A 15,282-nucleotide genomic window follows, 5' to 3' on the forward strand; every position below is an offset into this window, starting at 1 on the left:
TGAAAGACTAGACAATGAACTAACACATCACGTCCATCAATGGCGTTATTATCCCGTTGTTAAAGCAATACAAGCAATGCGAGGTGTTCGCTTGTTGGTCGCCACCGGCGTTGTGGCTGAGCTTGGTGATTTATCGCGCTTCGACCATCCCCGTAAATTAATGAGTTATCTCGGTCTTGTACCCAGTGAACACTCGAGTGGTGGCAAACGCCATATTGGCGCCATCACAAAATGCGGAAATGGCCGAGCAAGACGCCTTCTCATTGAAGGCGCGCACACTTATCGGTATGCGGCAAATATATCAACAGATATGCAAAAACGACAAGAGGGCTTACCAAAGGACATTATTGATATTGCATGGAAAGCACAGCTTAGGCTCTGCAAACGCTATAAAAAAATGATAGCTAAAGGAAAACACTACAACCTGGTTGTTACCGCAATTGCTCGGGAAATGATTGCATACATATGGGCAATTGCTAAAGAAGTGGTGCTTACGCCAGTGAGCGCAAAACTTAGATTGGCAAGAGTACCCGCATGATAAACGAATTAGAGTTAGTGCATGGGACCAAGCATCGGGTGTGGCACAACCACCGACGGCGTTAGGATGGCAATGTAGCTAACGCTGCATTGAACCACGAACATAGACTGAAGACAGGTGCCACGACGAAATAAGTAAGGTCTGCTCTGTTACTAGAAATAGTAATAACCAACGAATATCAGCAAGATAATCGACGACATTACTTGCTTCATCCTATGTATTAACTCGCTCTAATTCGAGCTGAAGTAATTATGGCTTAAAAAGTTAAGCAAGGATCAGTGTGCTTAACTTGACAGTGGGAGTCATACCAACGCCTCGCTAAGAGGCAAAAAAGTAGTTGGTTAAAATAAGCGACGCAGGAGCAAAAACCAACTGTTTTTTGTCCTTTTTGAGCGACTTGTTAAGTTTCGATTGCTTCATACGTTGATATTAAAAACAACGCCATTGTTCCAGCTAAATTGACAGCTAATTCTGCATGTCTAGGCTTTGGTTTTACTGCTCTAGGACTAGAACCATGAGCATCACCATGTTTATTTCTTAGAGAGCCTAAGCCATTGATAATGCCGGAACACCCACCTAATATTTGTTTGAATATTTTTTCAGTATGTTGATCTGGCGATAGATTAAGCTCTTTAGCAGTAAGTCGATATAACTCTGAAATTTCTATATTAGTTTCATTAAATTCGATATTTTTGGCAAGGAGAATATGTTTACAAACAGACTCAAGAATAGTTCTTGATATGGTTATTGCTCCTTCAGGATCCTGTGTTTTACGCTCAAGTGCTTTTTGCCACGCGAAATGAATACCGTCAGAATCAAATTTACTTAATACAGCATCAATGCTTTTAGATGGAGGTAAAGTTTGCTTTGTTTCAATATATTCTAAGAGAGGATTTAACTCTTCATTTAAAAATACTCTACGCTCTGCGTAAGTAGGGAACTTGTTTTTAATGAATTGCCAGAATTGATCGATATTCCTATTGGTACGTATCCACCGAGGGATTAATTCTGAATAATTAGGGTTACCCATAAAGTGATTACGCATTTGAATATAATGCTGTTCTTCAACCTCACCACCTGTAGCTTTTGTTAAAACTATGCTCTGAAGGTATTCAGCTCTATCAAAGTCGTCATTTATGGATTCTATTTCCGCCGACACCGAAACTCCTTAAGAAACTTAACGCCCGCTTAAGCGGAAAAATATAGCTGGCTAAAATGTTGAACGGAGCGAAAACAGCCAGCTGTATTTTTTCCGTATGAAGCGCTTGTTAGCATTTAATTACACTTAATTTCCGCTTTTTTCCAAGGGTGATCAAATGAAACACCAGCAGTTCCGGCTGCAAAGGAGTTATTTTTGCCCAATTCTGAAGTTACTTCAGTGTAACCATTTGGACATAATTCCTTTGCGCGCATATCCCAGTATGTGTTCACTGTCTCAGTGGAGTTTGTGCCATTACCTAAATATTCAACATAATAGTGGTTTTCGCCTAGCGCTTTATCTTTGTAACCACCTGACCATGTATGTGCCTGATAGCCCGTTGCACAACCAGCTAATAATAAGAACCCTGTAATTGATAAGATAAACTTCATTGTTTCTCCAAACCTGACTTGAATGCTAACGCCCTAATAATGGGCAAAAAATTGTTGGCTAAAATGTTGAGGAACGAAAACAGCCAACTGTTTTTGTCCTTATTAATTAGCTTGTTATATCGCTTTACAATGTAGATTTAGCGAACTCTTTTGCTTTCTGTATATCTTTACCCGAAAGCTTAAGTTTGATACTTTTAGCAGCATCAACTGCATCTTGAAATACACTCTGATCTGACTCATCTAAAGCTGAAAAATCCGGCTGGACTATAAAAATAGATTCATACCAACCCAAAGCTTGAATCAAATCTGTTTTCCGATAACTTTTGTCAGAGTAAGCCATACCAAGGTGTCTCCTCGCTTCAAAATCACCTTTTGACACCGCATCTTTCCAGTTTTTGACTGCTAAGTTCCTATCTTGTTTTACCCCTAAACCTTGGTAAGTTAAAAAAGTAACGGTGCTAAGTGCCATGGCTTGAAATTGCTCTTCACCTTCATACTTTAAAGGGGCATCAATAACATAATTCCAATGAGCAGCAGCAACTTCATAAACCTTATTTCTATACGCCGTTGTTCCCATATAGAATTGACATTCTATATCTGTATATTCAAGCTCATCCAAGTATTCAATTTTGCATTTATCTGCCAAAACAGAAGAACTTAAGAAAAGTAAGGATATAGTTAACAATCTAATATTCAACGCAAGACTCCTTGTGCGATATAACGCCACAATAAGCGGCTAATAATAGCTGGCTAAAATTGGTGAGGCACGAACCACAGCCAGCTGTTAGTAGTCCGTTTAATTGTTTTGTTATGAGTTACATTGGTTAACTCAAAACACTACACTAATAGTAAACACCCAATTTGTAAATGAAGGTTAACTTGAGCTACTAATAAAACTAGCCTGAACTAATGGATTTGCCATAAAAATCTCTTTAATAAAGGCAAATTCTATTAGTGGCTATTGATAAAGCTAACCTAGCTCAACTCGTATGAAGCAAAAGAGAAAGTTACGTTTAGAAAAATCCTTTTAGCTACGACAAGCAATCCAATTAGATAAAACTCATAACAGCTTATTGAACACCACTTTGGGGGTTTATAACACCCCAAAACGGCGTATATTACATTGCTTAATAATTCCACTAAACAACTTCCATGTAATCAAGTAATTACGTATTTTGTAAAGTTATTGTTGTTAAAATACACCAAAACGACTTTTAATAATGTTATTGGACAAAACACGAACAACTGTCTATATATACAGTACGTTTTTAAAAGTTGAATATCATTTATGAAATCTCTCTTTCTAACCATGATTAAAGACCATATGTATAGCAAACGGTATGCAAAGAGCACTATTGAAGCTTATCTTTTTTGGATAGCTAGCTATATCCGCTTTAATAATATGCAGCACCCAAGCTCTATGGGAGACACTCAAGTGGAATCGTATTTGAACCATTTAGTAAACTCGCAAAACGTAGCGCAAGGCACACAAGCGCAGGCACTAAATGCGCTAAGTTTCCTATATAAAGAAATAATTAAGAGCCCCCTTTCATTATCATTAGACTTTGTAAAAAGTGAACGCCCAAGAAAACTACCCGTTGTGCTTACTCAAACAGAAGTTTCAGCGCTATTTAAACACTGTGTAGCAAAGCATTATTTACCCTGTGGATTACTTTATGGCAGTGGTATGCGATTAATGGAGGTACTGCGTTTACGAGTTCACGATATTGACTTTGACTATAGCTGCATTCGAATTTGGGATGGCAAAGGAGGTAAAAATCGTGTTGTAACGCTTGCAGTAGAGCTCATACCGCAATTACGTTCTCAAATACAATTAGTTGATAGTTACCTGCAATTAGATCTGAAAACCCCCTTATATAGCGGCGCTTATATGCCGCATTTGTTACGTAAAAAATATCCGAACCATAACAAACAGTTAGGTTGGCAATATTTATTTTCATCACATAAATCAGGGCCTGTTGACCTTTCAGGATTAAAATTTGTTCAATCTAGGGGCTATTTAATCGCGGCGTGAGGTTTGTAACCTAGTGGGCTAAGTAAAAATTGAGCAACAAAGAGTAAATAGCCCCTAGGAAGAACCCTTTGGGCAGCGCCTGTTTGGCATTAATGCTACGTTATCGCCCATTTATGGGGAATAACCACACTACATAGGCTCTGCCTTGCCTAAATACCAAACACACTGCTGCAAATTTAACCTCAAAAGATAAACAGGCCCTAAGTCTTGATCCTGAGAGTAAGCAATTGAGACGCCATCATATCGATGAAAAGCAATTACAACGCGCTGTTAAAAAAGCCGCTTTTGATGCACATATTAATAAACACGTTACCCCACATACTTTGCGCCACTCTTTCGCTACGCATTTGCTGCAAAGCGGCGCTGATATACGTACAGTACAAACACAACTAGGTCACAGCGATGTGCGTACTACGCAAATATATACTCATGTTTTACAACAAGGTGCTAACGGGGTTGTTAGCCCTTTTTCAAGATTATAAGCGTCTCTTTTTAATCCTCTACACATACATATTCGCTTTAAGACCAACACCGCTATCTATCTCTACTTTAAAAAACACATAAAAAAGCCCCGCTTGTTTTTACACAAGCGGGGCTCCACACTAATACTTTTCAAGAATAAAAGCGCCGATACTGCGGGCGCTTTGCATCATTGAATTTAATTTTATTGGTTAACTACACTTTTAAGTGGATTAACTGGTTGTGCGTTGTCATCTAGTAAGTTCATGTCAAAGTCGAACTCATCTACACGAATCGCTTTTTCACGTTTTATGTTGTAATCAATTAACTGAGCGTGCTCAGCATCGGTAATCACGTTTGCCGCTAGTGCGTTATCAAGCGTGATGTTAAAGCGAATGCCTGGCTTAATTGTTTTAGCGCGCAGTGCTTTTTTAACTTTAGCCAGCTCACCAAGTGATGCCATTTTAGCTTTGTAAGCTTGCTCATTAATGTAATGACCATCGCCTTCTACTGGTTTAACTAAATGTGTAATTTGCGCTTTAAATGCAGTATCAAGCTGAGCTTGCTTAGCTAGTTCGCGAATTAAGTCGTCGCTAATTTTTGGCATTTTAGTTGAGTAGTTCATTGTTACAAAACGTATAAACTTACGAGTACCACTTGCAGGGAAGTTATCTAAAAACTTATGCAGTGCTTCTTCAGCGCTTTGCAGAGCAAAGCGAGTTGCGTAATGGAAGTACGGCGCTGCTTGCTCGCGTTCACTGCTTGCTACTTTTTGCTCGTAATATTTGATTGATGCCATTGCCGCATATAAAAAGCTCATAACGTCGCCTAAACGTGCAGAAAGCATTTCAGCTTGCTTTAATTTACCGCCAAGTACAAGTAACGAGAAGTCTGCATATACCGCTAATTTAGCTGATAACTTATGAACTGCTTTTTCATATTCACGGACTTCTGGTAAATCAGAGTTAGCGCTTGCAGTAAATGGTAAAACACCTAAACGGAACGCACGTAAGCTGTTTGCTGTGCTGTAACCAATTGTTTTACGTAAAATGCCGTTAAACTCTTTATCTGCACCTTTGTCTTCACTATGTATAGATTCAACCATAGATTGTAAATATGGATGACAACGCATTACACCTTGACCAAAGATCATCAGGTTACGAGTAAGAATGTTCGCGCCTTCTACCGTTATAGCAATTGGCTGTGCAACATAACCGCTCGCAAGTGTATTTTGCGGACCATTTTGAATTGCTTTACCTGCTTGAATATCCATAGCAGAATCGAGCACGTCGCGACCAAGCTCTGTCATGTGGTATTTAGCGATTGCGGTTACTACTGATGGTTTCAAGCCCATGCCTAAGCCTTCAGTTGTAAGCACGCGCATTGCTTCTTGTAGGTACGTTTTTCCTGCAATGTCGGCTAGCTTTTCTTGAATACCTTCAAATTGACCAATGGCTAAACCAAACTGTTCACGCACTGCTGCGTATTCAGATGCTGATTTAAATGCTACTTGCGAAGTACTCACACCTAGCGCAGGTAAAGAAATACCACGTCCAGCGCCTAAACAGCTAACCAGCATTTGCCAACCACGGCCGATGTTTTTCTGCCCGCCAATAATAAAGTCCATTGGTACAAATACTTTGTTACCACGTGTAGTACCGTTGTAAAAACGAATACCCATAGGGTCATGGCGGTTACCCAGCTCTACACCTGGGTGCTCTTTTGGAATAAGCGCACAAGTAATGCCTAGGTTTTCTTTACCACCAAGTAGGCCATCTGGATCAACTACTTTAAAGGCTAAACCAAGTACCGTAGCGATTGGTGCAAGTGTGATGTAACGCTTGTCCCACGTGATTTCAAGGCCAAGTACTTCTTCACCGTTGTATAAACCTTTGGTAACAGTACCCACATCTGGAATGCCGCCTGCATCAGAACCCGCTTCTGGGCTTGTTAATGCAAAACATGGAATGTCTGTACCGTTAGCTAAGCGAGGTAAGTAATGAGCTTGTTGCTCTTGTGTACCAAAATGAAGTAATAACTCGCCTGGGCCTAATGAATTAGGAACCATAACAGTTACCGCAACTGCAGAGCTTTTAGTTGCAATAGTTGCCACAATTGTAGAGTTTGCATAAGGGCTAAACTCTAAGCCACCAAACGACTTAGGAATGATAAGCGAGAAAAAACGCTCTTTTTTCAAAAATTCTAAAATATCGTCAGGTAAGTGAATACCGTTTTGAATAACTGAATCGTCTATCATGCCAAGTAGCTCTTGCACAGGGCCGTCTAGGAATGCTTGCTCATCTGCACTTAAAGTAGCTGCAGGTACATCGCGTAGTGCGCTGAAATCTGGCTTACCTTGATAGATAGACCCTTCTAGCCACACATCACCTGCGTCTAGCGCTTCTTGTTCAGTGATTGAAATACTTGGTAATACTTTTTTTAATTTTGTACGTAAACTCATGATTGAACTCATCCGACCAGATAATAATACCTACATTACGTCATAAAAATTCGTTTAGATCAATTACTCTATTCAATTAATTAACAGTTTTTTCAATTTATTTTCTTTACGAAGACGTAAACTGTTGAAACAAAAAGGCTTACACTTGTACTCTGAAATATATTTTTTTTGCGCGATTGGTGAATAAAAACACGAAATAAGGGGAAAGGTGCCTAAACTTTTTAAAGGCATAAAATTAAAGGCATAAAAAAACGCAGCCAATTATGGCTGCGTTTGTCGTTAACTTTTTAGGTTTGTTATCGGGCAACTTTAACAATTTGCTTGCCAGTAAATCCACCAGCTAGCTGTTTATTAAGCGCTTGCGAAACAGATTCGGCGCTAAAATCTACAGGTGTTATGTCTGGGTGTTTAATATCGCTATTAACCGCCCCTTCGAGTAACAAATTGCCCATAAAACTTAAGCGTTGCTGCGCACACAAACTGTTTGCAAGCCATGCTCCACCAATTGATACCACGCTAATATTAGGCGCTCGATGATACATTAAGTCTTGATCAAAACTCGGTAGCGGATTTAAACAAGCAATTCGTCCACAAAAGCGCATAAGCTCTATGTTACGAAGAGTTGTGTCCCCACCAATAGTATCAATAACAGCGTCAAAGCCTTGTGGACCGAGTTCGCGGCGTATTTTTTCACACAACTTCTTGTCGTTGTAATCAAAAACAGCATCAGCCCCTAGTTGCTTAACCATTTTATGATTACGCTTTGATGCGGTTACAAACACATCTGCCCCGCGCTGCTTAGCGTATTGAATCGCAAATTGGCCTACGGCCCCTGAGCCACCTTCAATTAAAACAGTATCACCTTCACTAATATTAATTTTATCCAAACTTATTAGTGCAGCCATACCCGCACACGGTAAAGTCGCTGCAATAGCTGGATTTAACGCATCTGGCACAACCGACACTGCAAAGTTAGCTACTTTAGTGTATTCACTTAACGCACCTTGCTCTCCAATATTAGCGTGCCACATTACGCGTTCGCCAACATTAGGAAATACACCTTTTTTAGCTTTAACTACAACACCTACAGCGTCTAGGCCTAAAACATGTGGGTATTGCCATTTACAAAAGCCGGTTTTAGCAAAATAACCGTCAACTGGGTTTAAACCAACGTACTCTACTTTTACTAGTAGCTCGTTGTCTGCACAGTCTGGAACAGGCATCTCAACATCAGCTAAGTTAATTGCTTCATTTGGCTCTGGCAGTACAATAGCGCGCATAGTTTGCGGGATATCGTAGTTATTTAAATTATCAGTTTTTGGCATCAATATAACTCTACTTATTAGTGTCGTTTAACGCATAACTCCATTGGCCATTAAATGACTGGTAGGCATTTACTTTAGCAAGCAGTGAAGTAATTGTTGTTTCAACAGCATTTTCTTGCGCTATTAAAACATCCTGACGCGCATCTAACAACTCAAGATAAGGAATTTGACCTTCTTCGTACATTGCTTGTGCTTGTAAAAATGCTTTATTAGCAAAGTCATAGCGCTCATCTGCAAAACGTTTTTGCTGCGCCTGATTAACCAACATTTGTAGCGATAGTTCACTTTCACTTAACGCATTTAGTACTACCTGCTGGTAATCACTGTAAGCCGCTTCACTTAAAAATTGCTGTGCGTCGCGCTGTGCTAATAATGCTGGGTAGCTTAATAACGACCATTGTAACTGCGGCGCTACTTGCCACTGCTGATCGGTATTTTTTAAGCCTGTGCTGTCTATACTCACAACCCCTGCAAATGCAGATAAGCTGATATCTGGTAATAGCGCTTTGCTAGCTGCAACACTTAAACTATTTGCTTGGCTAAAATCAAATAATGCACGGCTAATATCTGGGCGTAAGGCAATGGCATTATTAGCATTTTTTAGTGCTACGCTAAAGTCACGTTCAAGCACGCCTTGCTCGTTTTCAATAGCAATGTCTTGCGCTAACTTACCACTTAGTACTGCAAGAGCAGATAAATCGCTGTATTTTGCATACTCAATGGCAGGCATAAGTGCTTGTTGCTGCCTTAGCTGCGCCATAGTTCGATTTAAATCAAGCTCGTTTGCTACACCTTCGTCAACACGTGCTTGAAGTACATCAATACTTTGCTCAAGGGCTTCTATTTGCATTGCGATGATTTGCTGCTTTTCAACATTGCCTTGGTAGCTTACAAAGCCTTTAACAACCGACGATACAACTTCAATTTGCAGCAAGCGTACTTGCTCTGCTTGGCTCATGGCCGATGCATTTGCTGCATCAACCAAGGCTGTGATTCGACCAAACAAATCTAGCTGCCAATCAAGTGCAACGTTTGCACTTGATTGACGGTCATAAACGCTTGGTGTATCGCTTCGAGCTGCGCCTACATCTACACCACCTTGCGGCAGGTACTGGGCTTTTTGCTCACCTAACCGTGCTAATGCGCTTTTAAGCGTTAACTGGCTTGTTTGCAAATTATAGTTATTTGCAAGCGCACCTATAACAAGTTCATTTAACTGATCAGAATTAAGTTTTGTCCACCAGCTTGTTTCATCAGCAACAATCACGTTGCTAGCAATATTAGCTTTAGCAACAAAATCGTTAACCGCTTTTTGCTCGCTAATAGTGTCTATTTTACTCGCACACCCTGCTAAAAACGAAGCCATTAAAACCGCACTGACTGTTAGGCTAGTTTTAAACCTTTTTTGCATCAATTTAGTCATGAGCATTCTCCTGCGCTTTATCTTTTTTGCTCGTTACTAGCATGTAAAACACCGGCGTAAATAATAAACCAAATACGGTTACACCTATCATGCCTGAGAATACTGCGTTACCCATAGCGTGACGCATTTCAGCGCCTGCACCTGTAGCAAGCACTAACGGTACAACACCTGCTGTAAATGCAATTGAGGTCATTAATATAGGGCGCAAACGCATACGACATGCTTCAAGTATTGCCTCTAGATGCGTTAATCCTGAGTCGTGTCTGTCTTTTGCAAACTCAACCATTAATATCGCGTTTTTAGAAGCTAAGGCCACCAGTACTATTAACGCTATTTGGGTGAATATGTTGTTGTCAGAGCCAACAAACCACACACCTAATAAAGCAGAGAATATAGTCATCGGTACAATTAATATAATCGCAAGTGGTAAACGTAAGCTCTCGTACTGTGCTGCAAGTACCATAAATACAAGCAATACAACTAACGGGAATACATAAACCATTGTATTACCAGCAAGTACTTGTTGGTACGTTACTTCAGTCCATTCATACTCAATACCTGATGGCAGTGTGTCTGCGAGTACTTTTTCAATAGCTAACTGTGCTTGGTCAGAGCTATAACCTGGTGCTGGGCTACCATTAAGCTCGGCACTTGGGTAACCGTTGTAATGCATAACACGGTCAGGGCCAATGGTTGGTGTTACCGTTAATACAGAACCTAATGGCACCATATGGCCTGCACGGTTACGTACTTTTAAGTTAAGTATTTGCTCAGGGTCTTTACGGTAATCAGCATCAGCTTGCGCATTTACTTGGTACGTACGGCCAAACATATTAAAGTCGTTTACATACACAGAGCCTAAGTAAACTTGCAGTGCGTCAAATACTTCATCAAGTGGAATACCTTGAATAAGTGCTTGTTCGCGGTCAATGTCTATATCCATTTGTGGCACTTGAATTCTAAAGCTTGAGTAAAGCCCCATTAATGCAGGGTCTTGCTGCGCCTTACCGATTACGGCTTGCAAGCTATTAAATAAGGCTTCAAACCCTTTATTTGCTCTGTCTTCAAGTTGCAGTTTAAAACCACCTGTTGTGCCTAGGCCTTGAATTGGCGGTGGCGGAAATACAGCTACAAAGGCTTCATCAATGGCAGCAAAACGCTGGTTTAACTGTGCAGCAATTGCCATTGCAGACTTACTTGGGTCGGTACGTTCATCAAAGCTCTCAAGTGGCGTAAATACAATGCCGCTGTTAGGACTATTTGTAAAACCATTAACCGATAAGCCTGGGAACGCAACAGTATGTGCAACGCCTGGTACCTCTAATGCAATTTGTTGCATTTGGGCTAGTACATCTTCAGTACGATCAAGGCTTGCCGCATCTGGTAGCTGTGCAATTGCAACTAGATATTGCTTATCTTGCTGTGGAATAAAGCCACCTGGTACCGTATCAAATAATTTAATTGTGCCGCCAACCAGTGCGATATAAGCAACCATCACAATAACAGTCATACGAATAAGCTTTTGTACTAGTTTTTCGTACCCTTTAGCACCACGATTAAATACGCGGTTAAATGGTTCAAACAACCAACGGCCAAACAGTTTATTAAGTAAACGAGTAAACGCATCTGGTTTTGCATCGTGCGACTTTAATAACAATGCAGCAAGCGCTGGCGATAACGTGAGTGAGTTAAACGCAGAGATAATTGTCGAAATTGTTATTGTAAGCGCAAATTGCTTATAAAACTGACCAGACAGCCCAGTAATAAATGCCGTAGGAATAAACACCGCACTTAATACTAAAGCAATAGCAATAATTGGGCCTGTAACTTCACTCATTGCAACACGTGTTGCTTCAAGTGGCGATAAGCCGTTTTCAATATTACGCTCTACGTTTTCAACAACTACTATCGCATCATCTACCACTATACCTATGGCCAGTACTAAACCAAACAACGACAAGGTATTAATTGACACGCCCAACCATTGCATTACTGCAAAGGTACCAATGAGTGAAATAGGCACAGCAATTAACGGGATGATAGATGCGCGCCACGTTTGTAAAAATACAATAACAACAATAACTACCAGTACAATTGCTTCTAGCAAAGTGGCAATTACTGCGTCAATTGAACCGCGAACAAATACCGTAGGATCGTACACAATGTCGTATTCAACACCGCTAGGGAAATCTTTAGATAAGCGCGCCATTGTTTCGCGTACTTGATCGGAAAGCTCAATAGCGTTTGAACCAGGGCGCTGAAATATTGGCATTGCAAGAGCTGGTTGGTTATCAAGCTCTGCACGTAGTGAGTAAGTATCTTGACCTAAATCAACACGGGCTATATCAGATAAACGCGTTAACTGACCTTCCTCGCCTACTTTAATAATAACTTGTTCAAATTCTTCAATACTGTTTAAACGGCCTTTAACGTTTAACAATATTTGAAATTGGCTATCGTTTGAAATTGGTTGCGCACCTAAGCTACCGGCAGCAACTTGCTGGTTTTGCGAGCGAAGTGCTGTTACAACATCTGTTGCTGTTAATTCGCGTGCAGCAAGTGCATCTGGGTTTAGCCATACTCGCATTGAGTATTTGCCAGCACCAAACATGCGAATATCACCTACGCCCGGTAAACGCGCAATTTCATCTTTAATGTTTAAATCGGCATAGTTAGATAAATACGCGGTATCATGCGTTTTTTCAGGTGAATATAAATGCACTACCATGGTTAAATCGGGTGATGATTTTTCAGCAACTACACCTAAACGTTGTACTTCTTCTGGCAAACGCGGAAGCGCACTGTTTACACGGTTTTGTACTTGTACTTGAGCACGATCTAAATCGGTACCTAACGCAAAGGTCACCGTTAATGTCATACGGCCATCGCTTGTACCTTGCGAAAACATATACAACATGTTTTCAGTACCGTTAATTTCTTGCTCAAGCGGTGTTGCCACTGTTTGCGCAATAACGGTTGGGTTTGCACCCGGGTAACTTGCAGTCACCACCACTGTAGGAGGAACTACTTCTGGGTATTCACTTACTGGTAGTTGGAATAGTGAAATACCACCAGCAATTAAAATAACCAACGACAGCATTGCCGCAAATATTGGGCGCTGTATAAAGAAATGCGAAAATTTCATCAATAAACCTTATTGCTTAGCCACAAGTTGTGCGTTGTCGTTTGACAATGTAAATGCAACACCGCTTGTATCAATTGTTACTGTTTGTGGAGAGATTGGCATACCTGGGCCTACACGTGCTGGGCCGTTTACTGCAATTACGTCATCTTCGCTAAGGCCAGAGGTAACCGCACGTAAAGCACCGTATCGTTCACCTACAGTAATGAGTTTGTATTCAAGTACGTTGTTTTCGCCAACCGTTAATACAAAACGATTTTTTAAATCGGTACCAATAGCACGCTCAGGAATAATTACTTTTTCACTCACTTCATTAGCCGCTAACTTAATGCGTGCAAATGAACCCGCTCGTAGTTGATTGCTATCTTCATTAAATACTGCACGCACGCGTAAAGTACCTGTTGATGAGTTAATTTGGTTATCAATAAAGTTAATGTAGCCTTTGTATGCAAAGTCAGTTTGACCTACTTTTTGCATTACAACTGTTTGACGACTCGCAGCTGTTACGTCATTAAATGAGCTATTCCAGGTACGCTCATCAACATCAAAATAAGCATACATAGCTTGGTTTGACACAATTGACGTTAATACGCTTTGACCCGCGAGCACATTATTACCTTTAGTAATATTTGCGCGCGAGATAATGCCATTAATTGGAGAAACAACAGACGTAAACTCTAAATCAAGCTCTGCTGATGTAAGCTGTGCTTGTAATGCTAAAAGCTGGGCTTCGCGCTGGCGAAGTGTTGATGTGCGTGCTTGTGCTTGCTCTGTAGAAATAGCTTTTCTCTCTAATAAGCGTACTGCGCGTTTGTCTTCACTTTTAGCTTGTTCAAGCGCAGCTTCAGCGCTTTCTATTTGTGCTTTTAAGCTTGCAACAACGGCTGCAAATGGCCGAGCATCTAACTGAAATAAAACATCACCTTCTTTTACCGCGTCACCTTCTTTAAATTCAATGCTGTCGATAATGCCTGATACACGTGGCATTAAAGCAACTTCTTGAGGAGACTCTAAACGCGTTGTGTATGTGTGCCAGCTTTGTACTGGCTTAACAAGCACCTGTGCTACATCAATCGGTTGAAGTTGCTGTGCGGGTGCTGATTGAGCTGTGCTCTCATCAGCACAACCTGCAAGTGTTAATGATGCCGCAGTAAGTGCAGCAGCAATTAGATGTTTGTTCATGAAGACGCTCCATTGTTGATTAGCCTTGCATAATACGGATTAAACCCGTGTGTAAAAACCATAGATTTTTAAATTCATTAATGCCAAAATGGCATCAATAGAATATTCAAGGTGTAACAATGGATACAACAAGCCGGCTTTTAATGCTGCTCGAAGTCGTTGAACAAGGCTCTTTTGCAAAAGCAGCAGAAATTCGCAACATTGACCGCTCTGTTATATCTAAGCAAATTAGTCGCTTAGAAGATGAGTTAGGGGTAAGGCTGTTAAACCGCACCACCCGCTCGTTTTCGTTAACCGCGGCAGGCGCCGAAATGATCAAAAAAGCCGGCGAACTAAGAGAGTTACTTGGTGAAACCGTACGTATGGCCGAAAACTACCATTTAGAGCCACGTGGGGTGTTAAAAATCACCTCATCAACGCTTATCGGCAGACGTTATTTGCAGCCTGTGCTTAACGATTTTCAAAAGCGCTTTCCGCAAGTTGAAGTTGAACTTCGTTTAGACGACAGGTTAGTTGATATTGTTTCTGAAGGGTTTGATTTAGCCTTTAGAGTGGGTGAGCCAAAAGATTCCTCCCTTATTGCCCGTAAAATTGCACGTAACCGCTTGCTAATATTAGCCGCACCAGAGTTTATAGAAACTTACGGCATGCCTAAAACCATGGAAGATTTAGCCCAATTACCTGCTGCAAGTTATGCTAGTAACTCTATTAGGGTTGAAGGGATAGATTACTTTAATAGTAAAGGTGAGCAGTGCGAGCAAAAAATAAAAAGTGTGTTTAGGGCAAACGATGCCGAAGCATTACTAATGAAGACCCTATCGGGTACTACTTACTTTGTAGCGCCTGCATTTATTATTGGTGACGAAATAACACAAGGGAAGCTCGTTCCATTACTCACCGATGTAAAGCTTATGGAGTTTAGCGCTATGTATGCGGTGTACCCACACCGTGATTTACCGGTAAGAACACGTTTATTTTTTGATGCAGTTCGTGAGCACTTAGGAAAAGACAAACCAATTTGGGAAAATGGTATTCCGAACTTTGAACAAATGTACTAAGGCTTAGGGTTACAGGTTACTAGGGCGTGTTGTTCTTTGCGGATTGAAATTTGTTCAATCTAGGGGCGA

The 15,282-nt window shown here is 40.7% G+C and carries 10 protein-coding genes and 2 pseudogenes; 4 read left to right on the forward strand and 8 right to left on the reverse strand.

Annotation, left to right across the window (positions count from 1 at the left end):
* The coding region (locus ATS74_RS07215) for a transposase (RefSeq protein WP_152996111.1) at nt 1-538 on the forward strand (538 nt) is incomplete at its 5' end.
* Nucleotides 539-938: 400 nt separating this feature from the next.
* Here the strand turns inward: ATS74_RS07215 and ATS74_RS07220 are convergent.
* The 3 genes from ATS74_RS07220 to ATS74_RS07230 form a co-directional block, all read right to left on the reverse strand.
* Nucleotides 939-1,697: an abortive infection family protein gene (locus tag ATS74_RS07220; protein WP_058548257.1), complete on the reverse strand. Its 759-nt coding sequence runs from the start codon at nt 1,695-1,697 to the stop codon at nt 939-941.
* A 116-nt stretch (nt 1,698-1,813) separates the two neighbouring features.
* Nucleotides 1,814-2,128 carry a CC0125/CC1285 family lipoprotein gene (locus tag ATS74_RS07225; RefSeq protein ID WP_058548258.1) on the reverse strand — a complete coding sequence of 105 codons (315 nt, stop codon included), beginning with the start codon at nt 2,126-2,128 and terminating at the stop codon, nt 1,814-1,816.
* A gap of 124 nt (nt 2,129-2,252) precedes the next feature.
* Nucleotides 2,253-2,825 carry a sel1 repeat family protein gene (locus ATS74_RS07230; protein WP_058548259.1) on the reverse strand — a complete coding sequence of 191 codons (573 nt, stop codon included), beginning with the start codon at nt 2,823-2,825 and terminating at the stop codon, nt 2,253-2,255.
* 591 nt (nt 2,826-3,416) lie between these two features.
* Between ATS74_RS07230 and ATS74_RS07235 the strand changes: the two are divergent.
* Nucleotides 3,417-4,097: pseudogene (locus tag ATS74_RS07235) on the forward strand (integron integrase); the annotation flags it as partial.
* 266 nt (nt 4,098-4,363) lie between these two features.
* Nucleotides 4,364-4,645 (forward strand): annotated as a pseudogene (locus tag ATS74_RS07240) (tyrosine-type recombinase/integrase); the annotation flags it as partial.
* Nucleotides 4,646-4,827: 182 nt separating this feature from the next.
* Here ATS74_RS07240 and ATS74_RS07245 read toward each other — a convergent pair.
* The 5 genes from ATS74_RS07245 to ATS74_RS07265 form a co-directional block, all read right to left on the reverse strand.
* Nucleotides 4,828-7,083 carry an acyl-CoA dehydrogenase gene (locus ATS74_RS07245; protein WP_058548261.1) on the reverse strand — a complete coding sequence of 752 codons (2,256 nt, stop codon included), beginning with the start codon at nt 7,081-7,083 and terminating at the stop codon, nt 4,828-4,830.
* 296 nt (nt 7,084-7,379) lie between these two features.
* Nucleotides 7,380-8,408 (reverse strand): zinc-binding dehydrogenase, encoded by a 1,029-nt coding sequence (locus ATS74_RS07250; RefSeq protein WP_058548262.1) that lies wholly within the window; start codon nt 8,406-8,408, stop codon nt 7,380-7,382.
* Nucleotides 8,409-8,418: 10 nt separating this feature from the next.
* Nucleotides 8,419-9,831, reverse strand: a complete 1,413-nt coding sequence (locus tag ATS74_RS07255; RefSeq protein WP_058548266.1) for a TolC family protein — start codon at nt 9,829-9,831, stop codon at nt 8,419-8,421.
* A complete protein-coding gene (locus tag ATS74_RS07260; RefSeq protein WP_058548263.1) occupies nt 9,824-12,976 on the reverse strand; it encodes an efflux RND transporter permease subunit in 3,153 nt (1,050 codons plus the stop codon). The genes ATS74_RS07255 and ATS74_RS07260 overlap by 8 nt, the downstream gene beginning before the upstream one ends.
* A 9-nt stretch (nt 12,977-12,985) precedes the next feature.
* A complete protein-coding gene (locus ATS74_RS07265; RefSeq protein ID WP_058548264.1) occupies nt 12,986-14,155 on the reverse strand; it encodes an efflux RND transporter periplasmic adaptor subunit in 1,170 nt (389 codons plus the stop codon).
* A 119-nt stretch (nt 14,156-14,274) separates the two neighbouring features.
* Here ATS74_RS07265 and ATS74_RS07270 point away from each other — a divergent pair, with 119 nt between their 5' ends.
* Complete coding sequence (locus ATS74_RS07270) at nt 14,275-15,213, forward strand: LysR family transcriptional regulator (RefSeq protein WP_058548265.1); 939 nt, start codon at nt 14,275-14,277, stop codon at nt 15,211-15,213.
* Nucleotides 15,214-15,282: the final 69 nt, after the last annotated feature.

Origin of the sequence: Pseudoalteromonas sp. H103 (genome assembly GCF_001469205.1) — a bacterium.
GTDB lineage: Bacteria > Pseudomonadota > Gammaproteobacteria > Enterobacterales > Alteromonadaceae > Pseudoalteromonas > Pseudoalteromonas carrageenovora.

Coding starts and splice junctions, on each gene's coding strand:
- ATS74_RS07270 (WP_058548265.1), top strand. CDS start 14,275: ATGGATACAACAAGCCGGCTTTTAATGCTGCTCGAAGTCGTTGAACAA.
- ATS74_RS07225 (WP_058548258.1), bottom strand. CDS start 2,128: ATGAAGTTTATCTTATCAATTACAGGGTTCTTATTATTAGCTGGTTGT.
- ATS74_RS07250 (WP_058548262.1), bottom strand. CDS start 8,408: ATGCCAAAAACTGATAATTTAAATAACTACGATATCCCGCAAACTATG.
- ATS74_RS07255 (WP_058548266.1), bottom strand. CDS start 9,831: ATGACTAAATTGATGCAAAAAAGGTTTAAAACTAGCCTAACAGTCAGT.
- ATS74_RS07245 (WP_058548261.1), bottom strand. CDS start 7,083: ATGAGTTTACGTACAAAATTAAAAAAAGTATTACCAAGTATTTCAATC.
- ATS74_RS07265 (WP_058548264.1), bottom strand. CDS start 14,155: ATGAACAAACATCTAATTGCTGCTGCACTTACTGCGGCATCATTAACA.
- ATS74_RS07260 (WP_058548263.1), bottom strand. CDS start 12,976: ATGAAATTTTCGCATTTCTTTATACAGCGCCCAATATTTGCGGCAATG.